Source organism: Acinetobacter sp. FDAARGOS_558, assembly GCF_003937785.1.
GTDB classification, from domain to species: Bacteria; Pseudomonadota; Gammaproteobacteria; order Pseudomonadales; family Moraxellaceae; genus Acinetobacter; species Acinetobacter baumannii.
The window spans coordinates 1766467-1790165 of record NZ_RKJH01000001.1; the positions used below are offsets into that span (position 1 = coordinate 1766467).

The 23699-nt window shown below is 38.1% G+C and carries 21 protein-coding genes, 1 tRNA gene and 1 pseudogene; 13 read left to right on the forward strand and 10 right to left on the reverse strand.

Annotated elements, in window-relative coordinates:
- Positions 1–4: 4 nt before the first annotated feature.
- The 4 genes from EGT34_RS08435 to EGT34_RS08450 all read right to left on the reverse strand — a co-directional run bounded on the left by EGT34_RS08435 (position 5) and on the right by EGT34_RS08450 (position 6001).
- Positions 5–895, reverse strand: a complete 891-nt coding sequence (locus EGT34_RS08435) for a mitochondrial fission ELM1 family protein (RefSeq protein WP_000548421.1) — start codon at positions 893–895, stop codon at positions 5–7.
- 67 nt (positions 896–962) lie between these two features.
- Complete coding sequence (locus EGT34_RS08440) at positions 963–1889, reverse strand: branched-chain amino acid transaminase (protein ID WP_001046506.1); 927 nt, start codon at positions 1887–1889, stop codon at positions 963–965.
- A gap of 24 nt (positions 1890–1913) precedes the next feature.
- A complete protein-coding gene (gene glnE / locus EGT34_RS08445) occupies positions 1914–4664 on the reverse strand; it encodes a bifunctional [glutamate--ammonia ligase]-adenylyl-L-tyrosine phosphorylase/[glutamate--ammonia-ligase] adenylyltransferase (protein ID WP_000990834.1) in 2751 nt (916 codons plus the stop codon).
- A 68-nt stretch (positions 4665–4732) separates the two neighbouring features.
- The gene (locus EGT34_RS08450; protein WP_000194109.1) at positions 4733–6001 is read right to left on the reverse strand and encodes a sensor histidine kinase; all 1269 of its coding nucleotides are present in this window, start codon (positions 5999–6001) and stop codon (positions 4733–4735) included.
- Positions 6002–6282: 281 nt separating this feature from the next.
- Between EGT34_RS08450 and EGT34_RS08455 the strand changes: the two are divergent.
- Positions 6283–6456, forward strand: a pseudogene (locus EGT34_RS08455) (TraR/DksA C4-type zinc finger protein); the annotation flags it as partial.
- A gap of 321 nt (positions 6457–6777) precedes the next feature.
- Here EGT34_RS08455 and EGT34_RS08465 read toward each other — a convergent pair.
- The 4 genes from EGT34_RS08465 to EGT34_RS08480 all read right to left on the reverse strand — a co-directional run bounded on the left by EGT34_RS08465 (position 6778) and on the right by EGT34_RS08480 (position 10519).
- Entirely contained in the window at positions 6778–8043 is a 1266-nt protein-coding gene (locus EGT34_RS08465) for a hypothetical protein (protein ID WP_024437257.1), read from the reverse strand.
- Positions 8018–9223 (reverse strand): nucleoid-associated protein, encoded by a 1206-nt coding sequence (locus EGT34_RS08470; protein ID WP_001280987.1) that lies wholly within the window; start codon positions 9221–9223, stop codon positions 8018–8020. Before EGT34_RS08470 ends, EGT34_RS08465 begins: the two co-directional genes overlap by 26 nt.
- Positions 9224–9370: 147 nt before the next feature.
- The gene (locus EGT34_RS08475) at positions 9371–10288 is read right to left on the reverse strand and encodes a hypothetical protein (RefSeq protein ID WP_001284000.1); all 918 of its coding nucleotides are present in this window, start codon (positions 10286–10288) and stop codon (positions 9371–9373) included.
- A 144-nt stretch (positions 10289–10432) separates the two neighbouring features.
- Positions 10433–10519 (reverse strand) — tRNA-Leu (locus EGT34_RS08480).
- Between the two features lie 182 nt (positions 10520–10701).
- On the opposite strand from EGT34_RS08480, the gene queA reads away from it, so the two are divergent.
- The 7 genes from queA to secF all read left to right on the forward strand — a co-directional run bounded on the left by queA (position 10702) and on the right by secF (position 18241).
- Positions 10702–11739, forward strand: a complete 1038-nt coding sequence (gene queA, locus EGT34_RS08485) for a tRNA preQ1(34) S-adenosylmethionine ribosyltransferase-isomerase QueA (protein ID WP_001177138.1) — start codon at positions 10702–10704, stop codon at positions 11737–11739.
- Between the two features lie 153 nt (positions 11740–11892).
- Positions 11893–12921 (forward strand): hypothetical protein, encoded by a 1029-nt coding sequence (locus tag EGT34_RS08490; protein ID WP_001121102.1) that lies wholly within the window; start codon positions 11893–11895, stop codon positions 12919–12921.
- A gap of 86 nt (positions 12922–13007) precedes the next feature.
- Positions 13008–13577 carry a LemA family protein gene (locus tag EGT34_RS08495; RefSeq protein ID WP_000147160.1) on the forward strand — a complete coding sequence of 190 codons (570 nt, stop codon included), beginning with the start codon at positions 13008–13010 and terminating at the stop codon, positions 13575–13577.
- Positions 13578–13752: 175 nt separating this feature from the next.
- Positions 13753–14886: a tRNA guanosine(34) transglycosylase Tgt gene (tgt, locus tag EGT34_RS08500; RefSeq protein ID WP_000667231.1), complete on the forward strand. Its 1134-nt coding sequence runs from the start codon at positions 13753–13755 to the stop codon at positions 14884–14886.
- A gap of 98 nt (positions 14887–14984) precedes the next feature.
- Positions 14985–15314 carry a preprotein translocase subunit YajC gene (gene yajC / locus EGT34_RS08505; RefSeq protein ID WP_000051669.1) on the forward strand — a complete coding sequence of 110 codons (330 nt, stop codon included), beginning with the start codon at positions 14985–14987 and terminating at the stop codon, positions 15312–15314.
- A gap of 51 nt (positions 15315–15365) precedes the next feature.
- Entirely contained in the window at positions 15366–17267 is a 1902-nt protein-coding gene (gene secD, locus EGT34_RS08510; protein WP_001270222.1) for a protein translocase subunit SecD, read from the forward strand.
- A gap of 8 nt (positions 17268–17275) precedes the next feature.
- On the forward strand, positions 17276–18241 hold the full coding sequence (gene secF / locus EGT34_RS08515) for a protein translocase subunit SecF (RefSeq protein WP_001984787.1): 966 nt from the start codon (positions 17276–17278) through the stop codon (positions 18239–18241).
- 63 nt (positions 18242–18304) lie between these two features.
- Here the strand turns inward: secF and coaBC are convergent, their stop codons facing one another.
- The gene (coaBC, locus tag EGT34_RS08520) at positions 18305–19558 is read right to left on the reverse strand and encodes a bifunctional phosphopantothenoylcysteine decarboxylase/phosphopantothenate--cysteine ligase CoaBC (protein ID WP_000006958.1); all 1254 of its coding nucleotides are present in this window, start codon (positions 19556–19558) and stop codon (positions 18305–18307) included.
- Positions 19559–19658: 100 nt separating this feature from the next.
- Between coaBC and radC the strand changes: the two genes are divergently transcribed.
- Together radC and EGT34_RS08530 are read left to right on the forward strand one after the other, a co-directional pair.
- Positions 19659–20378 (forward strand): RadC family protein, encoded by a 720-nt coding sequence (radC, locus tag EGT34_RS08525; protein WP_086242026.1) that lies wholly within the window; start codon positions 19659–19661, stop codon positions 20376–20378.
- A 61-nt stretch (positions 20379–20439) separates the two neighbouring features.
- Positions 20440–21351: a bestrophin family protein gene (locus tag EGT34_RS08530; protein ID WP_000637023.1), complete on the forward strand. Its 912-nt coding sequence runs from the start codon at positions 20440–20442 to the stop codon at positions 21349–21351.
- Positions 21352–21358: 7 nt separating this feature from the next.
- Here EGT34_RS08530 and EGT34_RS08535 read toward each other — a convergent pair whose 3' ends face one another.
- On the reverse strand, positions 21359–22210 hold the full coding sequence (locus tag EGT34_RS08535) for a PHP domain-containing protein (protein ID WP_001161540.1): 852 nt from the start codon (positions 22208–22210) through the stop codon (positions 21359–21361).
- 44 nt (positions 22211–22254) lie between these two features.
- Between EGT34_RS08535 and EGT34_RS08540 the strand changes: the two genes are divergently transcribed.
- The 3 genes from EGT34_RS08540 to EGT34_RS08550 are packed head-to-tail and all read left to right on the forward strand — an operon-like array spanning position 22255 to position 23690.
- Positions 22255–22869 (forward strand): septation protein IspZ, encoded by a 615-nt coding sequence (locus tag EGT34_RS08540; RefSeq protein WP_000645707.1) that lies wholly within the window; start codon positions 22255–22257, stop codon positions 22867–22869.
- A 34-nt stretch (positions 22870–22903) separates the two neighbouring features.
- On the forward strand, positions 22904–23206 hold the full coding sequence (locus tag EGT34_RS08545; protein ID WP_001115787.1) for a YciI family protein: 303 nt from the start codon (positions 22904–22906) through the stop codon (positions 23204–23206).
- A gap of 4 nt (positions 23207–23210) precedes the next feature.
- Positions 23211–23690: a hypothetical protein gene (locus EGT34_RS08550; protein ID WP_001175200.1), complete on the forward strand. Its 480-nt coding sequence runs from the start codon at positions 23211–23213 to the stop codon at positions 23688–23690.
- Positions 23691–23699 lie beyond the last annotated feature (9 nt).

The following is a 23699-nucleotide window of genomic DNA, read 5'->3' on the forward strand; positions in this document are numbered from 1 at the left end:
AAATTTAATTTTTCGCTAAAAGATATGTTGCCACACGGTCTGCTTCTTTAAAAGCATAAGGTTGTGGTAACTGTACGACACAAGTATTCTGTGAAATTAGTTGTGATTCTATCATTTGATCAATCGAGTGCGTAATTCTATCGTCTTTCAACCGATCGATTGCTATGACCCCTACGCGACAACCCGCAGTAAGTGCTTCAAAAACCATAGAAACGCTATCTTCTGTTACCCATACAGCTTCTGCTTTTTGCATCTCTTCAAAAATCCAGCCTTGAGGTGTTTGCTCAACCGGAAATATTTGTAAATGCTGGGCAAAACTTTGTTGTCTTAAAATATCAATAAACTCTGCTGGTGTTCGACGTGAAGTCGTTAGAATGATTTCGGCATCCGGATTATTCTCAACAATCTTTTGCACGCTTAATAATACTTTTTCTTGGTTCCATTGATGCCGTTTTGATGAACCACCTAATGCAATTAAAATTCTAGAAGCTTGATGGCGTTTTTCATTACGAATGGGATTTAATGCCCCACGCGTAACAATCACTCGATTATTCGCAGGAATACCGTCGTGCTCTGGAATCACAGCATAATTAAACCAAACCGTCGGTAAATTTGGCTTCATTAAAATAATGGTCTTAGCCTTTTTGAAAATTTTACCGAGCAACCAGACACGAAAATGCGTATGACTTCCAACACCAAATATAAAATCGGGTGCCTGTTGAAATAGAGATTTTTTTGAAGAAAAAAGCGCTTTGATTAAGGACATAACAGGCAAGTCATTAATAGAGACTTCTTCAAAAGTTGCATTTGCCTGCTGTCTTTGCATCGCCTGAAACAAGCCTAAAGCTTGTGAGCGATGCCCTGCTTTACCATCAGAGACATAGACAATATGCATAAAAGCTCCCAAACCCAAAAATAAAAAGGCGAAACCAACGTTCGCCTTTTCATGTTAACGGATTAACTTATTTTACGTAAGTTAACCAGTGTTCATATTTTGGATTTTTACCTTGAACTGCATCAAAGAAAGTCTTTTGGATTTCAGTGGTAATTGGGCCACGGCAACCCGCACCGATTTGACGGTCATCGTATTCACGAATTGGTGTTACTTCAGCAGCAGTACCTGTGAAGAATGCTTCATCGGCAATATAGAATTCGTCACGCGTAATACGACGCTCAACAACTTCATAACCAAGATCTTTAGCAATCGTCATCACTGTTTGGCGTGTAATACCGTCAAGTGCGCCACCCGCAATATCTGGAGTGTGTAAAACACCATCTTTAATCAAGAATACGTTTTCACCAGAACCTTGGCATACATAACCTTGTGGGTCCATAAGCATTGCTTCATCGTAACCCGAATGTGCAACTTCTTGGTGAGCAAGAATTGACAACGTGTAGTTACCAGATGCTTTTGCTTTACACATGGTCACGTTTGGATGATGGTGAGTAAATGATGAAGTTTTAACGCGAATACCTTTCGCCATTGCTTCATCACCAAGATATGCACCCCATGCCCATGCTGCAACAGCGGCATGAATAGTGTTATTTGTTGCTGCAATACCAAGTTTCTCTGAACCGATCCAGATCAGTGGACGTAAATAGCAAGAAGCTAATTTATTTTCACGAACAACATCGATTTGTGCTTGTTCAAGCGCTGCTTGATCATACGGCACTTTCATTTGATAAATTTTTGCTGAATTTAACAAACGTTTTGTGTGGTCTTGAAGACGGAAAATTGCAGTACCTTTAGGAGTTTCATAAGCACGAACACCCTCAAATACGCCCATACTGTAGTGTAAAGTATGGGTTAAAACGTGAATCTTTGCATCACGCCAATCAATTAATTGTCCATCTTGCCAAATAAAACCATCACGATCAGCCAAATTCATGGAACACTCCAAATTGTTATAAAATCATTCACTATCCAACTCAACCGAGGCGGTTGGGTCTATTAATCTTTGCCATAAATTGCAAACGACCGCACGGGTACTACGCCAGTCCGCTGCGCTTACTTGCATGGATTGATTCGCAAGGGCTAAGCGGTGGCTTTCGGCACGTTCACTAAGATAGGCTCGAATTAATGCTGTGGCATCTTCACTGGATAAGCAGTCTGCTTTAGCAGCATCTTCTAATATTCTTACATTATCAGAATAATGGGCGAGATCGGGTTTCGTCCCGCTCCATGCAAGTACAGCATACTGTGCCATAAATTCGATATCTACGATACCACCTGCGTCCTGTTTTAAATGAAAAATACCATGTTTTTTTTGTTCAGAAGATGAACCTAAGTGGTCTTTCATTTTCTGACGCATTTTCAGCACTTCCTCACGAACATAAGCCTCATCTCTAGATTGAGTCAATATCTCGCGGCGAAATATTTCAAATTTTTGGCAAAGCGCTTCATCACCTGCAATAGAACGCGCACGAACTAATGCCTGATGCTCCCAAAGCCATGCACTTTTCAACTGATAATGCTCATAGGCTTTCAGGCTTGTCACTAATAAACCAGCCTCACCTGAAGGTCTTAAACGTGTATCAATTTCATAAACGCGGCCATCAAGCGTTTGAGTGGTCATTAAAGACATAAACTTTTGAGCGACACGCATAGCAAATTCAAAACCAGTTATTGACTTAGTACCATCCGTGTCGGCTTGTTCATCTAGATAGTGAATAAAGACAAGATCTAAGTCCGAACCATAGCCCAGTTCAATGCCACCCACCTTGCCATAACCAATGACAGCAAAAGCTTTATAATCGAGTGAACAACGTTTTCCCTCGACATCTTTTGGGTAACCATGACGCTTTGCTACGGTCTGATAAGCTAAATTAAGAGTTGCATTAACACTGACTTCTGCAATATCTGTCAAAGCATCAGATACCTTCATAAGAGGGCTTTCAGCTAACACATCACTTGCAGCGACCGTTAACACATTACTCTTTTTAAACAGGCGAAGTACCCGCATTTGATCTTCAACCTGATCAATTTCGATACGAAGTAATTGCTGACGTAATGAGTCTTCCAAGTCCTTACGTTTTGGTAATTCAAAGTCCATCGACAAGAACTCATCCAGCAATACCGGATATTGCGTTAACTCTTCACAAATCCACGGGCTCACTGTCGCCATTTTTACTAAGCGTTGTAATGCCCCTTTACTTTCAATCAGCATTACCAAATAGACGGTTCGACGCATGACTGATTCAATCAGTGGCATTAAACGTAATAATGCAGTTTGTGGTTGTTCAGACTGTAAAATGGCTTCAATTAAATGGGGCCAAAATGTTTTTAAACGCTGCACGGCATTGGAAGGAAGTTTTTTAAGTGCATGACCATGCCAGAACTCATGAATCAGATTTTTTGCATTATCATCTAACACTTCATCTAGCTGCTGCTCTAACTGTCCAAAGTTCTCGGTAGCTGCATTGGAACTTGTGTCTTCAATGAGCTGCTTAAACTGAACTTTTACTTTTTGGCGTTTCTCGTTAAGAACATCAATAAATTCATTCCAACTCGTAAAACCCAAAGTATCTATAATGCGTTGTCGTAAATCTGCTTCTTCTGGTAATAGTTGCGTTTGTTGATCATTCAAGGCTTGAATTGCATGTTCAACACGGCGTAAGAATAGGTAAGCATCTTCAAGCTCTAGTACGGCCTGTTTTTCTAACAAGCCTGCCTCACCAATATGTTCAAGACTAACTAAACATTGACGGTCTTGCAGCTCACGTTTAGAACCGCCGTAAATAAGCTGGAACACCTGAACAATAAACTCAATTTCGCGTATACCGCCTGCCCCGAGTTTAATGTCATCTTCAATATGCCGGCGTAATACTTCGCGCTCAATCATCGCTTTCATATCGCGCATGGCAGCAAAAGCGGTGTAATCGACATAACGGCGGAATACAAAAGGACGTGTCATTTCTAATAAGTCTTGCCCTTCTTTACCCCCAGTGACAACGCGTGCCTTAATCCATGCGTAACGTTCCCATTCACGGCCATGCTGACTTAAATATTTTTCTAAAGCTGCATGACTAATCGCTAATGCAGAGCCATCTCCCCAAGGCCGTAAGCGCATGTCTACTCGAAACACAAAACCATCTGCGGTGATATGTTCAAGTAAATAAATAAGTTTTTGTCCCCACAAAATACAAAACTGCTGTACATCAATACATTTACGACCGTTGGTTTCGCCTTGCTCATCAAAGGCAAAAATCAGGTCGATATCACTTGATAGATTTAATTCCTGTGCCCCAAGCTTACCCATGGCAACCACAATCAAATCTTGAACTTTGCCTGAATAACTTAATGGTTCGCCGTGTTTAGCAACCAATGCAACACGAGCAAAAGCCTTTGCGGCACAAATACTTGCATCGGCAAAGTCTGAAAGTTCACGAGTAAGTGTAACGACATCCGTCAGTTGATTGGCATCTTGCCAGATCCAGCGAAACATTAAACGACTGCGCAGTATACGAAGCGCACGCATCCACGTTATTTCATCGCCAATTCCGTCAAGGGTGGTGTCTACAAGTTGGTAAATTTGTTCTGTTGAGAGCGGTGCAGCAAATTGATCTATTTGATAATCTTGTTCTAAAACAGCCTGATGTAACCCTAAAACTTGTTCAGCATATTGGCTGGCACGCAATGTTTTTTGTAACTGCTCCGCATTCATATAAAAAAGCTCTTTTCCTCAGACTCTCTTTTTAGTTATAGCAGTTCAAGTAGTAGTAGGAAAAGGGATTAAACCAATTTTGCTTCAGATGTATTTTGTTGTTCTACATGATGTTCAGGAACTTCTTGAGCAGAGGGTAATAAAACTTTAAATGTCGTTCCCACTCCTTTTTGGGAAGTTACACTAATTTTCCCCTGATTAATCTCGACAAAACGCTTACATAAGCTCAAACCTAAACCCGCACCTTTTTCCCCAGCGGTGCCTTTAAAGCTTGCTGTAATACGCGGATGAAATAAATTTGCCATTTGCTGTTCAGTCATGCCAAGCCCTGTATCACGTACAGTGATTTCGACATTTGCACCCACCTGCTTCGCTTCAATAAACACTTTTCCAGAACCGTCAACATCGGTAAATTTCAATGCATTTGACACCAAGTTTTGGATCACGGAAGTCATCATATTGATATCGGCATAGATTTTTAAATCTTCGGAAACCGCATTTACCAATTCAATATTTTTCTTTAAAGCCAAAGTATGCAGCACATCACAAACAATATTGCTCACTTGTCTAAGCTTAAAATTAATTGGGTGATAAACAAAGCGACCACCTTCGGCCATTGCCCATGTCAGCAAACTTTCAAGTAAGTTATAGGTCGATTGAGAAGTGTCGTATAAATAATCGGCAATGTTTTGAATACTCGATTCATCCAGTGTTTCACGTTCTTTAGCTAACACTTCGGAGAAACCTAACAAGCCATGAAATGGTGCCCGCAAGTCATGCGAAATAATGGAAAAGAACTTTGTTTTACTCGAGTTCAGTGCGACTTGCTGCTCATAGAGTTCATTTAATTCTTCATAATTAAACTTCAACTCGACTTGTTGCATAAAACTAGAACAGTAATCGAGAAGCAACTGAATTTGATCATCTTCAAAACAATTTTCATCGTCATCGAAGAAAACTGCAAATCCCATAGAGGTCTGGTCAGGCTGCACCAAATGGACAGCTAAGGCACGCCCACATTCAATATTTAGCTCTTTTAAATAGTTGATTAAATTTTGATAAGAAGGATGATTGTGATGAATCACCTGTTGTTTAGCAAAACATTGTTTTAGGTGTCTTGAAGGTTTAAAGGAAATTGCAGTCATGCCATCTGGGCAATGATGCCAAAAATAAGGTTCCTGATTAAAAGTAAGCAAAGCTTTTTGACACTTCAACAGGCGAAGACTAAACCGGAAAAATTGCTCAATATAATTCTGCTCGGCATTTAATCCAAGTAATAGTGATATTTTACAAGCTGTTAACTGCTCTACCTGATGTAGTTCTAATCGCTGTGTCATGCCCGCCTCACAGATTTTGTCATTGTCGGTCGGAACCGCTCTTTTGAAGAATGTACTTATAATCATTATGATCTACTACAAACTTTAACACAGTACATTAAAAGAGCAACTTTCTTTTCGAAATAGAAATGTGAAGTTTCAATTAAAGGTTTTCAGATACATAAAGTGGGTATGCTTTAGAAAAATACAACAATTTTTTTGGAAGAAAGAGTTGTAAGTAATAAGAAATAGGAAGTCAAAATTAGCTAAAAAAGAGATAAAAATTAATTTTAAATTTTTAAGAAGTACAATTTAAACAGGTTCGAGTTCAAGCAAAAGACTTTAGCCGCCCTTCCCTAACTGAATGTGAAGAATGCGGAAATAATATTCCTGTTGAGCGTCAGCGCTATGGTTCTGTAAACCTTTGTGTTGAATGTAAAAATACACAAGAAAAACTTTCAAAAAGGTACTTTTAAATGACAAATTTCCTAATCTTTTTCATCGTTATTCTTGTTTTAGCCCTCATTATTTTTTGGTTGATTCTGGATTATCAATTTACTCGATACATCCGTGAAATGAAGGCTTTTTATAAGGAAGAAGATCTCCAAAACAAAAACGTACTTAAACTTAATCAACCGTTCCACTATGGGAGCAATAAATGTGGCTATACCCAATCTTAATCGGCATGATCATGGGCATTATTTTAAGTAGTTCCATGTTCTTATACCTTGTCGCATAACGCCAAGCCCCTTCAATGGGGCTTTATTAACAAATAACACTCTCAAAAAGAATAAAATTTAATAAAAGAAGAATTTAATAAAAGAATAAAAAACCAATACAAAAGAAAATGTTTTCAAAGAAATTAAAAATAAAATAATTTCATATAGATAGGGTATATTAATAATACAAATACCAATTAAAAAGCCAATAAATAAAGCTACTAATACTAAAAAAGATTCATGCCAGAATATTTTCGTCTTAACAGGTTTAATCTCCTTTTTCCATTCTGGTGATAAATCCTTAGGTAAATTAGCATATTCATTAAACTGGTTAATTTGAGCTTTAATATGAATCAAATTATATGCTTGTTGGCAACAAGCATAAAACACCATTATTAAATAAATTAAAAAACCAGCATATATATAAACATTGACCTTCTCATTTTCTTTAAAAACAGTAATAAGAGATATAGCAAGAGGTATTGCCAAAATTTGACTTTGTAAGTCAGAAATAACTTTATTTACTCTATTTAAAAATTCTTCAGAATGTTTTGTAATTTTATCTGTGAATTTAGAATATTTAAAATCTTCCAAATATAGTGAATATTTAGAAAGAGTTGATTGATAAATAGTGTCTATATTCTTCAACAGAGAGAAAACGCGTTCATTTTTTTCAAATGTAATTAAATGATCTACAAATTCAGAAGCAGCAATAGAATAGCGTTCACTTTTATGCACTTCCAAAGCATTAGTTAAACCTTGGTCATTACTACTACTTTCAATCGATAGCCAATCTATAAAATTTTTCAATGACTGATCTAAACTTAAATCATTATAAACTTTTGCAAGATCAAGATACTTTTCATAGTAACGTGGTTGGACACTAATTTCACAATGTGTTTTAGAAAACAGGACAATTTGATTATCACGATAGAAGTACTTTTCTGATAAAATTTTGATAAAATCAGAAAACAACTTCAAAATATTAGAAATTGCTTTTTCACCATGATCTACTTTATATTTTTCTTCATAAATAACATATTCATCAGATAAAATAGTATTATTAGTAAAATTCATTTGATGTAATATAAAATTTTCATAAGAAGCGAACTGTTGACCTGTATGGTATAAAGATAGTGTGTAATTAACTTCATCCCCAATATTAAATCTGTAAACCTCAAGCTTACAGCTTAAATCAGCAATCAAACCATCATTAAACTCATTTAAAAGGGCAAGATCTTCTTCAGTTTTAAGACAAGCGTAACCTTTGATGTTTTGTTCATCAAAGGTTACATCATGACTAATTTTGAGTAGAGACTCAATCCTCACTTTTGTCTGATTCATAAGGCTTTCTTTTCTTTAAAACTTTTCGGGCTTCAGGCAACTCTTCCTTCTTAAGATCAACCTTAATATAAGGCGTATTTTCATCTTGATCATGAAGGACTATTGTATGCTCTATATCGGCCTTTCTACCAGAAATTTTAATTTGTTTTTGATTACCAATAGATAAAGTAAATTTTTCAAAACTTGTTAATGTTGCACTTGCTGGGGAAAATATATTACTAGCATCTAGATCATGCTCCCCATATCCATTGGTTGCCCGGAAAGATTTAAAGTTATTCTCTGTTATGTCGACTCCATGGACTTGAGCTTTATTTTCAATAATCGGATCAATATCTTCAATAATATTAATTGGCTTTTTCTGAGCAGCTTTTGTTTTTAGAAGAGTAAGTACTTCCTCATGAATTAAACTAGAAATTTCATTGGAAAAATCACTTTGGGCTAAATATTCTCCTAAGGTGTCCATTAATTTTCGAGTTGAAATTTTATCATCGATACTGTACATAATTGGAATATATTTTTGGATATATTTGGGAATATCATCATTACCCTTTTGTATCCAAGATATATAATTACTAGGTTTAATACTTGCATCCGAATTTGAATGAAGCTTCATTGCATCTAAATCTATTTTAAAAGCAACTTTCAAAGCTTGGGTATCTATTAATGAAGTATCAATAATTTCACCAGTTGATTCATTTATTGTAATAGATGGCCTTAAACTTAATAATGCCATATAAAGGAAATTAGTATTATTCTCTTCATAGAAAATAATTGGCAAATGATCTCCATTAGTTTTTAATTCACTATAAATCCAATAATGTAAAGCATGTGTAAGCTTATTAGTTAATCGTCTATATCTAGTTTGTAATTCTGTCTCAAACTCAATTAATGTTTCACTTTCATCATCTTCAACCTGTAAGTCACCCTCATTAAACAAATAATCATTAATATTTTTGCTCAGTGTTGTGCTTTGCTCAAATGTTGAAGAAATTGAATGTGCAAGACCATACTTACTAAGCTCACGATCTAAAAATTGAATTAACTTTACTGTTTGTTCATTGTTGGTATGTAAATTTGATCTAATTACAGGTGGGGTTGCATCCTCCCGCTTTTGATCTTGTTCTTTTAAAATTCTATGAATAATGGCGGCATGAATATTAATAGTATTTTTATCTGACATTACCACATACCTCTTAACAATTTTATAAAACTTAGATACTCTAATAGTATCTAAGTAACTAAAGTATAACAATCAAAAACCGGCTAAAAAATTTATCGAACTTTAATATTTTTTATTATTGCTCAACGTAACAACGTTCCCAAATTTTCATGAATTCCCCGTCTTTTTAAGTACTTCCATAGCTGTTTTAACCATTTCAGTCGTGTTTTTCATTTGATCTTGCAGAATATTACTTGTTTCATCATTTGTTTTATTATCAAGCTCTCTACCAAAATATTTAAGTGCAAGCTCTTTCCTAATCTCAATAATTTGTGGATCCTCTGTAGTAAAACTTGCAACAAAACTTGGAAAAGCTTCTAATTCCATTTTAGTTTGTCGGCATTGGTCCGCAATTTTTTGATATTTAACTGATTGCTTTAAAAAGTAAGTAATCAAGGTCACAGAAGTTAAGATTAAAGTTCCTTTAAAAAACCAATAATCATAATCCTTTAATCCAAAATAAGTTTTAGTAACTGAACAAAACCAAACTATTATTATTGAAAAAATAATTAAAATTATAAAAGCCATTCTAGAATTATCAGCCCTATCCTGATTTTCATTTGCAGCTATTTCATAAATATCATGCGTATCTTTATTCTTGATCTGCTCTTTTAACTCATTTACATCTTTAATACTTGTATCTAAATACTCAATTTTTTTATTTATTTCTCTATTTGAATAATTCGCCCTTAACTCTTTGTGAATTTTTTCTACTATATCAACAAGTTCTCCATAAAATTTTTCGACTCTCCTAGGATCTTCATTTACTCTAATACCCTCAACGACATTTTCTAAATCACTGATATAAAAATTAATAATATTAAAATTTATTGAATCAAGACTACTATTTTTTAGGAACTGTTCAAATAAATTATTTATTTCTTTTTTTAAGTCGCCTAAAACAATTAATCTATTTGATGCATAGCTATTAAACTCAGAGGCACGATAATTATCTATATATGTAAATAATTTATTAAAAGATTTATAAGTTTGATTAAATTTATCACTTAATCCACTATCACTCATCCCACACCCCAAAAATTATTATAAAGTCTTGACACGTAATAGTATCTAAGCTTTTCTAAACTTTCTACAATAAAAATTAGACCAACAAAAAACCCCTAAGCCGTTAGCTTAGGGGTTTTCGTAGAATCATAAGATTCTGAATCTTGGTCCCGAGGGTCGGACTCGAACCGACACGTCATCTCTGACAGCGGATTTTGAGTCCGCCGCGTCTACCAATTTCACCACCTCGGGAGAGGAAGTATGTTTGTGTTGCGTATATTAGCGCGTTTGCAAAACTTGTCAAACCCTAAGTGAATATTATCGTTCACTTTTAGATCATTTAAACATTTTTCATGATTTAGGCCAGAAGCACAGCCATTAAAAAGCGAAAAAGTTTATACTAGGCGCAATTTTTGCGGTGTTTTTTCTCAAATATGCAACTGTCTGACTTTTCCTTTGAACTACCCGATGAACTTATTGCCCGTTACCCACTCGAAACACGTAGTGCTTCGCGTTTATTGCATTTAGATGCTAAGGGCCAATATCACGATCATATGTTCACAGATATTATTGATCTGTTCGAAGAAGGCGATTTATTGGTACTCAACGATACCAAAGTCATGAAGGCTCGACTGAAAGGAAAACGTGCCACAGGTGGGGCGATTGAAATTTTGGTTGAGCGTATGCTGAATCACACCACAGCGTATTGCCATATTAAAGCGAGTAATTCACCTAAAGCAGGGGCTGAGCTTTTTGTCGGTGCAGACAATATTCCTGTGATTGTGCGTGGCCGTCACGAAAACTTATTTGTCGTTGAGTTTTCACAACCAATTTTGCCAGTACTCGAGCAATATGGTCAGTTACCTATTCCGCCTTACTTCAATCGTGAAGCAGAAGAAATTGACACTGAACGCTATCAAACGGTTTTCCATAATCCAGAAAAAATTGCCAGTGTGGCTGCCCCAACAGCAAGCTTGCATTTTGATGAAGAGTTGTTAGCAAAGTTAGACCAAAAAGGCGTTAAGAAAACGTTTGTGACTCTTCACGTCGGTGCAGGTACTTTTATGCCTGTACGTACTGATGACATTACGAATCATGTCATGCACAGTGAATGGTGTGATGTTCCTCAAGAAACTATTGATTTAATTTTGGCAACTAAAGCACGCGGTAATAAAGTGATTGCTGTCGGTACAACTGCAACACGTGCTTTAGAAAGTGCAGCTCAAGCGCATGGCGGAAAAATCGCAGCATGGACTGGTGATACGCAAATCTTTATTTATCCAGGTTATGAGTTCTGCATCGTAGACCGATTAATTACTAACTTCCATTTACCTGAGTCTACCCTGCTCATGTTAGTTTCAGCATTGTCAAATAGAGAAAATATTTTGGCTGCTTACGAACATGCCGTTAAAGATCGCTATCGCTTCTTTAGTTATGGCGATGCAATGCTGATTGATAAATTAGAAGTTTAAAAACTAAAGCTGGGTTAAATCTTATAAGTTAATTCGAGGTTTAACCCAGCATCTATAATTAAAATAAAAATAGTCTTAGTATTTCTATTTATCTCTTTCAATTTAAAAGATAATCTAGAGTTAGCACTTTATGATAATCAACTCATTACTTTCATGCCGATTGATACCATACAACAAGCACTTCATATAAGACGTAAAAAAAATACACAAGTCTTTCGTAATATTGCCCGACTTTGGGATGCTGGACAAAAGTCACAAACAGATCAAGAACTCTTAAACGCATTACATCCATGGCGTGAAGATCATAACCTTCGTTTTGTGAATACCCTGTCGTATTTATTAAGTATTTGCAGTATTACGACGCTATTGTTTGGATATTTTTTTCATCCTCATATTCAATATATTTGGAGTCTATTATGGGCATTTTTAACTGGTTTCCTCGCCTATTTGCTCTATGAACCGCAAAAACCTTTAACTGAAGTTATTCATTATTTAGAACAGCGTATGACTGCTTTACGTTATGGCCTAAAGTTTCAGCAGTTACCAGCTTATCTTCCAATACAAGCCCAACCCATTTTAGTCTTAAGCAAATTAAAACAACACTTTCCACTTTTTAACCGAGGCAATGAAGCGAATGAAATTACCGAGTTTGCTTCAGTAACATGGAATGACGGCATTACAGATCATCAAGTCCTGCTATTTAAATACCACTATGTAAATAATTTACCTATTCTTCAAGACCAAAACAGCGATAAAAAAATAGTAAAAGAGATTCATAAAGACTTATGGGGCGCTTTTATTTTTCAAATTCCAGCTTTAGGTATTGCTGTAAGTAATCAACATTCTCGCTTTTTTGAGCCTTACTTAAGCGAATGGCAAAGTAGCGACATTCTCATTAACCAAGAACTGAGTATTTTCGGAACCGACCAGCACCAGTTAGCTAAAGAAATGAGTCCAAGTCTAACTTTAAAACTTCATGATTTTTTTCAACATTTTAGCGGGGATTTAATTTATCATCATGAAGAGCAAATATTATGTTATCTCGGTGAGCAAGATCTTTTTCAAACCACCAGTAAACGTAGTGAAATTCATGATATTCCCGCATTACGTGGTCACTTACGTACCATGACTATGCCGCAATATGAAAAATTTCAGCAATTCATGCTTAATTTAATTAAATAAATCTCTCGTACTGCTGAACTGGCAACTTATTAAAAAAATAAGAAGTTAGAGGGCATAATGAGGGAATAACAATAAGAGAAGTAAAAATGACAGGCTTATTCATTTTCTTGGGGATTTTCGTTGTACTGATTGCTTGGGGCATCCACATTCGCAATAACATTGTGCGTTATTTCAATGCGACCAAACGCGCTTGGGCTGAGGTTGCCAATTTCGAACGCCAGAAAGTAAAAACACTTGAAGCACTAGAAACCACACTCAATCAATATACTCAGTTCGAGAAGTCAACTTTAGAACAAGTAACTGCTTTACGTCAGCAAATTCTAAGTTTGAATGTCGATCATACTGATATTGCTCAATTACAACAGATTGAAAAAATGAGTAAGGAGCTAATCCGTAGCCTAAATGTGGTGGTTGAAAACTATCCTGAACTAAAAGCAGATACGCTCTATGGCAAAATGATGGATGATATTCAGGAACAAAACGAAAATGTCGGCGCGGCAATCAGCATTTTTAACCGCAACGTCGAAGTATTTAATAATCAGATTGAAGTGTTCCCAAATAATATTATCAATACGATGACTTTATCTAAAAAAACAATTCGTCCTTTTCGAGATAATTTGGCTACTGACAATTTTGACTATAAACCGAACTTTTAGTCGAGGTAAAAAAGCAATCGGTCAACCGGAAATTTGACCGATTTTATAGTCAGCTACATTTAGTAGTAGAACTACGTCGCAGAATCAAGGAAAATAGCCCTCTTTTTAGCAGCGAACTGTTTTTTCGCCCTTGCACTGCCCTAAGGCATTGCTTGCTATTGTTCAGGATTTTTAAATGAAGTTTGAAAAATTAGGTCAGTCGGGTCGTGCCCGTCGTGGTCGTTTAACTTTAGAACATGGTGTTGTTGAAACCCCTGTTTTTATGCCGGTGGGGACTTACGGTACAGTCAAAGGCATGCTGCCACGTGATATTGAAGATATTCAGGCACAAATTATTTTAGGTAATACCTTCCATTTATATTTGCGTCCGGGCCTTGAAGTGATCAAGCAACACGGCGGCTTGCACGACTTTATTAAATGGAATAAGCCAATTTTGACTGACTCTGGCGGCTTCCAAGTATTTAGTCTTGGCGCTATGCGTAAAATTAAGGAAGAAGGTGTTACTTTCCGCTCTCCAATTGATGGTTCAAAAGTCTTTTTATCGCCTGAAATTTCAATGGAAATTCAGCATGTATTGAACTCTGACATCGTCATGATTTTCGATGAATGTACGCCTTATCCTGCGACACATGAAGAAGCACAAAAATCATTACAGCTTTCTTTGCGCTGGGCAAAACGCTGTAAGACTCATCACCACGATGAACTTAAAAATAAAAATGCGTTATTTGGCATTATTCAAGGCGGCATGTATGAAGACTTACGTGATGAGTCTTTAAATGGCTTACTTGAAATCGGCTTTGACGGTTACGCAATTGGCGGTTTGTCAGTTGGTGAACCGAAAGAAGAGATGATCAAGGTTTTAGATTATCTTCCAAACAAAATGCCGCACGACAAACCACGTTACCTGATGGGTGTAGGTAAACCTGAAGATATCGTTGAAGCGGTGCGCCGTGGTGTCGATATGTTTGACTGCGTAATGCCAACACGTAACGCACGTAATGGTCATTATTTTGTCACTGATGGTCTGGTACGTATTCGTAATAGTAAATATCGTCATGACCAAGGACCACTTGACCCACACTGCGATTGCTATACCTGTAAGAACTTTACTCGTGCTTACCTGTTCCACCTTGAGAAGTGTGGAGAGATGTTGGCGTCTATGCTTGGTACCATTCATAACTTACGTTATTACCAACGTTTAACTGAAGGTATGCGTGATGCATTAGACAATGGCACTTTTGATGAATTTGTTCAGGACTTTTATGCCCGTCGTGGATTAGAAGTTCCACCATGCCCTGTCGATGAATAAGCGAGATTTGCGCTCAACCTCAAGACAAGGTAAATTGCAAAACGAATTAGGATTATGTCAGGTATCTGACTCATATTTTTTAACTTTAGGAAATTAAAATGAGCTTGTTCATTTCTACTGCACATGCAGCTCCAGCAGCAGCCCAAAGCCCTGGCCTTTTACCAAACATTTTGATGATTGTTGTATTCGTTGCAATCTTCTATTTCTTAATTTGGCGTCCTCAAGCAAAACGTGCAAAAGAACACCGTTCTTTAATCGAAAGCTTGGGTGTTGGTAGCGAAGTTGTCTTTGCTGGCGGTTTAATGGGCAAAGTAACTAAACTTGAAGGTGACTATGCGGTTGTTGAACTTAACCGTGGTGTAGAAGTAAAAATTCAGCGTGCCAGCGTAATTTCTGTATTACCAGAAGGCACTCTAAATAACCTTTAATCATAAAACAGTCGTGCTTTAGCACGGCTTTTTCATTTAAGAAGAAAGCGAATGCGTTACCCTGCATGGAAATATTTACTGATTCTGGTTGTTCTGGTAGTCAGTACATTATACGCACTGCCTAGTCTATATCCGGATGAGCCCGCCGTTCAAATTTCCGGTGCCAAAGCTGGTACCCAAATTGATCAAAGTGTGGTGCAAAAAGCAGAGCAAATTTTAAAAACAGCAAATATTGCAAGCCACGATAATACTTTTACAAATAATGCTGCTCTCTTGCGTGTCAGCTCTTCTGAAGCGCAATTGAAAGCAAAAGAAGTATTACGCCGTGACTTAGGTGATCAATATGTTGTAGCCCTAAACCTTGCACCAACAACTCCAGAATGGTTGCAAAAAATTGGGGCGAAACCAATGAAACTTGGTTTGGACTTACGTGGTGGTGTCCACTTCTTGCTTGAAGTAGATATGGACAAAGCCATTTCCCAACGTATGGAAACCTCTGCCACTGATTTGCGTCGTCAGTTCCGTGAAAACAAAATTAAATTTAACAATCTTGCGTTAAATAATAATGTGATCACTGTTCAGTTTGCTGACAATGCGGATCGTGATGCAGCAATGGATTTTTTACGCCGTAATGGTAATGAATATACCCAACAGGCATTAGCGAGCACGACAGGTTCAATCTTAAAGCTCACTTATACTGATGTACGTCGTCAAGAAATTCAGGCTTATGCAGTTAATCAGAACTTAACAACACTACGTAACCGTATTAACGAACTTGGTGTTGCAGAAGCTTTAGTACAAAGTCAGGGTAGCAACCGTATTGTCGTTGAATTACCGGGTGTTCAAGATACAGCAGAAGCTAAACGTGTTTTAGGCCGTACTGCTAACCTCGAATTCCGTTTGGTATCTGACTTAAATGATCAATATATTGATCCATATACGGGTAAATATAATGGTCAACCGTTACCTCCGGGTACGGAAGTTTTTGCTTATCAGTCTTTAGATAGTGGTCGCCAACTGTTGTTGCAACGTAACCGTATCTTGACTGGTGAACGCGTTCAAAATGCAAGTTCTGGCTTTAGCCAAGACTCTGGTGGTGCCGAAGTAAATATTACGCTCGACAGTGCTGGCGGTAAGCTGATGTCAGATGCAACCCGTAATGCAGTTGGAAAACGCATGGCGGTATTGTTCATCGAAAATAAACAAAAGATTAGCTACGTTACAGATCCAAAAACTGGTGCTCAAACAGAAGTTCGTACACCATATACCGAGTCTGTCGTGATTAATGCTGCAACTGTTCAAGCCGTTTTAGGTTCAACTTTCCGTATTACTGGTTTAAGTTCACCTCAAGAAGCATCTGAACTTGCGTTAATGCTTCGTGCCGGTGCTTTAGCTGCGCCAATGTACTTCGTTGAAGAGCGTGTTGTTGGTCCAAGCCTTGGTCAAGAAAACATTGATAAAGGTGTACTATCAACGCAAATCGGTTTCTTGCTTGTTGCAATCTGGATGGTCGTATTCTTCCGTCTATTTGGTTTAATCGCGAACTTTGCACTTGTATTTAACTTGGCAATGATTTTAACCATTATGTCTTGGATAGGTGCTTCCCTCACCTTACCGGGTATTGCGGGTATCGTCATTACTATTGGTATGGCCGTCGATGCCAACGTACTGATATGTGAACGTATTCGAGAAGAAATGCTCTGGGGGGCCTCACCTAAACAGGCCATTGTGGCGGGTTATGATCGAGCCTATAACACCATTTTCGACTCGAACTTAACAACGTTCCTTGTTGCATTCATTTTGTTTGCAATCGGTACTGGCCCGATTAAAGGTTTCGCCGTGACATTAATGATCGGTATTATTTGCTCAATGTTTACTGCAATTACAGTAACGCGTGCGATTGTACAAATCATTTATGGTAAACGCCGTAACTTGAAAAAGTTGAGCATTTAAGGAGATCTATGATGACTAAAGTGACTCAACAGCCTTCAAAACAATATGGTCGTCCGGATGATGCAAAAATCATCCCGTTCATGAAGATTGCTAAACCTGCAGCAATCTTCTCGATCCTTATTACTTTAGCGAGCATTTTCTTTATTGCGACCAAAGGTCTTAACTTAGGTTTGGATTTTACAGGTGGTGTTTCAGCCGAGCTTAACTATGCTCAGCCAGCAAATCAGGCAGAAGTTATTCAGGCTCTCGATAAAGCTGGTTTTAAAGATGCTGTAGTACAAACTTTAGGTAGTAATAAAGACTTACTTGTCCGTATGCCAGTACAAGATATTAAGGTTGAAGATCTTAATAATGCGATTACCAAAGCTGTGCAATTGCCAAACAACGCAGCAGAAGTTCATAAAGTGGACTCTGTAGGTGGTCAGGTAGGTAACGAGCTTTATGTTCGTTCGGCTGGCGCTGTTGCACTTGCGCTGATTCTAATGTTGATCTATGTCACCATTCGCTTTGAGTTCAAACTCGCAATGGGCGCCGTGATGTCTTTATTCCATGACATCATCATCATTATTGGTGCATTTGCTTTATTCCAATGGCCATTTGACCTAACAGTTTTAGCTGCGGTACTTGCGGTGATTGGTTTCTCGCTTAACGATAACATCGTTGTTTCAGACCGTATCCGTGAAAATTTCCGTAAAATTCGCGGTGCAACTCCACGTGAAATCGTTGATATTGCATTAACTGAGACTTTACGCCGTACCATCCATACCTCAATGACCTTATTGCTCGTAGTACTTGCAATGATGTTCTTGGGTGGTGATGGTTTACACTGGTTCTCTGTTGCAATGTTTGTCGGTGTCTTTGTCGGTACTTACTCTTCGATTTATATCGGTACAGCATTTGCCTTATGGCGTGGTCTTAACCGTCAAGACTTCATTGTTCAGGTCAAACCTGAATTTGAAGATGAAATCCCTTGATTGTCTAAATAAGACTATAAAAAAACCGCGATTTATTCGCGGTTTTTTTATTTGGTTCAAAAATTATTTACGGCGTAACGCATCCGAAATAGCTTCAACCAATTGCTGAGAAATTTCTTGCTTAGATGCTTTCTCTAACTCACGTTTTTTCATATGGTAACTTTCAGCAAAAAATACTGTCATCGCATTTTCATCAGAAGCAAAGCCAATATCAGCACGAGAAACATCGTTACATGCAATCATATCTAGCTTTTTAGCAACGAGTTTCCCTGCTGCATATTCTTCAACATTCTGCGTTTCGGCAGCAAAGCCCACCATAAATGGACGTTTTTCCTGAGCTGCAATCGTTGCCACAATATCCGGATTTTTTACAAGGGAAACATTCAGCTCATCCCCTGCTTTCTTAATTTTATGCTCTGCCACTTCGGCGACGCGATAATCAGCTACAGCCGCCGTCGCAATAAAGATGTCACAGCCAGTCTCAAGCGACTCCATACTGACATCTAACATTTGTCGAGCCGAAGCAACATTTACACGTTGAACACCGTTTGGAGTATCTAAACTTACGGGACCAGCAATTAACGTAACTTTTGCGCCTGCTGCATAACATGCCGCAGCTAAAGCAAAGCCCATTTTTCCAGTACTATGATTTGAGATATAACGGACAGGGTCAATCGCCTCACGGGTTGGTCCGGCAGTAATTACAACTCGCTTACCTGCCAACAACCCAAATTTTTCAGCAATTGCACGTTGGGCTTGATGGAAATAACCCGCCACTTGCCTTGCAATTTCTTCTGGTTCTGGCATACGGCCTAAGCCTACATCACCGCACGCCTGCTCCCCTGCATCTGGCATAATTACATGCACGCCATCTTCAACCAGAGTTTGCAAATTACGCTGAGTTGCTTTTGCAGCCCACATTTGCTGGTTCATCGCAGGAGCGACCCACACAGGCGCTTTAGTTGCTAAAAATAAAGTACTGAGTAAGTCATCTGCCAAACCATTAGCAAACTTAGCCAATGTGTCACAGCTTGCTGGAGCAACCAGTAATAAATCAGCCCAACGAGCCAATTCAATATGGCCCATTCCAGCTTCAGCCTCAGGGTCTAAAAGCTCGGTATGTACAGGATTTCCTGAAAGAGCCTGAAAGGTTAGAGGTGTAATAAATGCTTGAGCCCCGTGTGTCATCACAACCCGAACGTCAAAACCATAATCTTTAAGACGACGGACCAAAATGGCACTCTTATAGGCAGCAATCCCACCTGTAACAGCTAAAACAATGTTTTTATGAGGAATAACACTTAAATCAAAGCTCACGAACAGGATACCTTTCTGTTGCAGTGGCGCTCACAATAGCATTAAATACGCGCAGACCCAAGATTGATTGGGCAAACAAAATAAATTTTTAAGCATAATATTGCTGGGGAATATGAATACTTCTATTAAAAATTGGCCAGAACAAGAACGGCCAAGAGAACGGTTATTACAACAAGGCCCTCAAAGCCTTTCTGACTCTGAACTACTCGCGATCTTTCTTCGCTCAGGTTCACGTCAACATTCAGCAGTAGAGCTCGCACGTTTACTGATTCAACAGTTTGGTAGTCTAAACGCTGTTTTTGATGCATCTTTCAATGAATTGGCTCAATTTAATGGTATTGGAGCTACCAAGTATTCTCAATTACTGGCCGTAAAAGAGCTTGGACGGCGTTATCTCGACTATCATTTTAGTCAGACTGAGCTAAGCCTTCATTCTTCTCATTTAGTTCTAGATTATTTGCGTTACGAATTAAAAGGTGAAAAACAAGAAGTCTTTGCCGTACTTTGCTTAGATGCCGAGTTGAGAAAACTACATTTTAAAAAGTTATTTTTTGGTTCAGTTCAACACTGCGCTGTTTCAGTGAATCAAACCTTACGTTATGCCTTACAACAGCACGCTTGCCAATTAGTAATAGCACATAACCACCCATTTGGTTCCCCACAGCCCTCTCTCGAAGATATTAAACTCACACAGCAACTTGAACAGGCCTGTCAGCTTGTCGAAATTCGTCTGCTGGACCATTTTATTATCTCGCCTGAAGGTAGCTTTTCATTTGCTGAACAACAACTGCTCAACCCTACCTCAATAGCCGTTCAATGATATTGACAAAGCTTCACTAAGCTTAGAATATCAAAACAAAAATAGCGACGTTTAAAATAAAATGATTGTTCGTGAACAGCCCAGTATTTTTAAAGTTTTATTCTCTTGGCGAGGGACGATTTTACCTAAAATTTTGCCCTCTTTAGGGGTAGTAATGCTGATTTCGGCAATCATTGGTGGGGTTGAATATATTAACCTCTATCGTTTTCCAGAAATTCCTTTAGTTGGCTTTACTTTAATTGGTGTCGTACTTTCTATTTTTTTAGGTTTTAAGAATACTGCATGTTATGACCGCTGGTGGGAAGCCCGAAAATTATGGGGGGTCCTGATTGCGACTTCGCGACATTTCGACCGTGACTGCCGGATTTTAACTCAAGCCCGCCGTGAACGTGTCATTCAGCACGTTATTGTATTTGCCAATGTGTTACGTGACCGTTTACGCCGTCAAACAGCCAACCCCACCGAGCTAATACAAACCAGTGGCATGAGCCAACAAGCACTTACCCAACTTTACCAACAAAATAACGCGCCGCAATATACGCTTAGCCTTATTCAATGGGAATTATTACAAGCGCTTAAAGAAGGGGAAATTTCAGATATTATTTATGCTCAAATGAATAAGAATGTTGCAGATCTAAGTGTCGTACAAACTGGCTGTGACCGTATTGCAAATACTCCTATTCCTTTTGCTTATTCAGTTCTGCTTAACCGTACTGTTTATTTTTTCTGTTTTATGTTGCCATTTAGCTTAGGATCTTTGCTTGGTTTAGCAACGCCTTTACTCGTTGGAATTCTGGCTTATACATTTTTAGGACTTGATGCTTTAAGTACCGAAATTGAGGAACCATTTGGTACGCAAAGTAATGATTTACCTTTAGATGCGATGGTACGTAGTATCGAAATTGAGCTTTTAGGGACACTTGGTAAGCCCACGCCTCCTCCAATTCAAGCTCAAGATAACAACTTGCTCTAAAATGCGATTAGATAAAGCGCTCCCAAATGCCTTGCTGGTTACTCGTTGGTTTAGGGGTATTTCCTAATTTAATCCACGGCATATTTTCACCATGAAAATCGCTACCAATTGAAATAGCCAAATGATGCTGGTCAATCATACGATCAATCATTTGGCGAGTAGATAAAGGATCTACTGGAGGCGGCAACTCCACCGCATCTCCACCACAACTTGCAAATAACTCAATCAAATACCGGGTATTTGTAGCCGATAAATCATAACGGGTTGGATGAGCTAAAACTGCAAATCCTTTACTGTTATGAATAACCTCAATGGTCTCTTTCAAACCCAATCCTTCAAACTTTACAAAAGCACGCTTCCCTTCTTTTAAAAAACGATCAAAAGCTTGTTGAGGACGACTTACTACATTCTTTTCAACTAAGGTTTTAGCAATATGGGTTCTGGTAATCCGGTCTGGTTGATTTTCAACTTTATCGAGGACATCTTGATAAATATCAAAGCCAATACACTTTTTTAATAGTTCACAAATAACTTCTGCTCTTTGTGCCCTAATTCTTTTTTGTTGTTCTAATGCTTCTAAAATTGGGGCTTCATCTCGCATATTTAAAGCCACAATATGCACGCCATAGCTTTTTTTCGTGCTTGGTCGTGACCACTGGCTTGAAATCTCCACACCAGAAATAATTTGCAAATCATGGGGTTGTGCAGCATTTCTTGCACGCTGCAATCCATCCATCGTATCGTGATCGGTTAGCGCTAAAGTATGCAACTTCACATCGACAGCAGCTTGCACTAGCAATTCCGGAGACAAAGTTCCATCAGAAATATTGCTATGTGTATGTAAATCTATGCCTTGCATCTTTTATACTATGCCATTCACCAAACCTGATCAGATACTCTAACATGAAAGCACTACTGGACTTTGTTCCATTAATTATTTTCTTTTATTTATATAAGACAGTTGATCCAGCCGATACACAGCATCCTTTACTCAAACTGATCGGGTCTGCTGGCGGTGTTGATAATAATAATATTCTTGTCGCTACTACCGGTTTAATTATTTCAATGCTGGTAGTGTATGGTGCGTTGTTCATCATGCAAAAGTTCCGTCTAGATAAACAGCAATGGATTGTGCTGTTCATGACAGTCATTTTTGGTGGTATTACCCTTATGTTGAGCGATGATTTTTACATCCGCTTAAAAGCCGCTATTTTAAATCTAGTTTTTGCAGGTGCTTTCTTAGTTTCACCTTGGTTTGGTAAAGACCGTAAGCCTCTTATTCAACGTTTATTTGATCCGATTTTAGCCTTAAGCGAAAAAGGTTGGAAAAATTTAAACTTTGCTTGGGCAGCTATGTTTGTCGTGATGTCTGGTTTACATGTTTTCTTTGCGTTTTTATTCCATGGCGGAAAATATTGGGGCGAATTTACTGCATTTGGTGACATGATTGTCATGTTTTCATTTATCATTATTCAGTTCATTATTTTACGTAAACATTTTAAGTCACCAGATGCTTAATGTGATTTCGGATTGATTATAGAGATACGATGACATGCCTTTTTTTGTTCTAAGCTGTACCGATAACGAAGGAACTCTAGAGAAACGTTTAGCAGTACGTCCTCAACATATCGAACGTTTGCAAAAACTTGATGATGAAGGTCGTCTAGTTGCTGCTGGAGCGATGCCAAAAGACCCTAATGACCCGCAAGCTGGTTTTTATGGCAGCACCATGATTGTAGAGTTTGATACACGTGAAGCTTTAGATGAATGGTTGAAAGAAGAACCATTTTTGAAAGAAGGCATCTATAGTCATGTTGATGTCAAACCATTTAATAAAGCATTTCCAAAAGGGTAAACGCATGCAGCTTGCAACCAAAAGCTTTCTTGGCTTGTGTTTGATATGTTCAACTGCCGGAGCAGTTGAACCTGCTGCGACACCAGCAACGCCTCCAACTGCAGCGTCAACACAGAATGCTAAACCAGCACCTACTTCTGCAACTGTAGCTAAACCCGCGACTACAACAGCACCAACCTCAACACAACCGCTTACAGCAGAACAAATCGCAAAGAACAAGCAACAGCAAGATGCAAAAATTAAGGCTTTAGTTCAAGATCAAGCATCTCGTCTAAAACAGCTAGAACATGCAAACCTTGAAGCGCTAGCACAAAACCAAGAATTGCAGCTAAAGAACGATAACTTGTCTGTTCAGGTACAAGTTTTACAAAGTGAACGTAGTGCTCAAATGTTCTTATATGGCGCAGTAACTCTTGCAGGTGGCGTACTGCTTGGCTTCTTTATTGCGAGTTATGTTTACACCAAACGTCGACGTCAGTGGTAATCCTGAGCG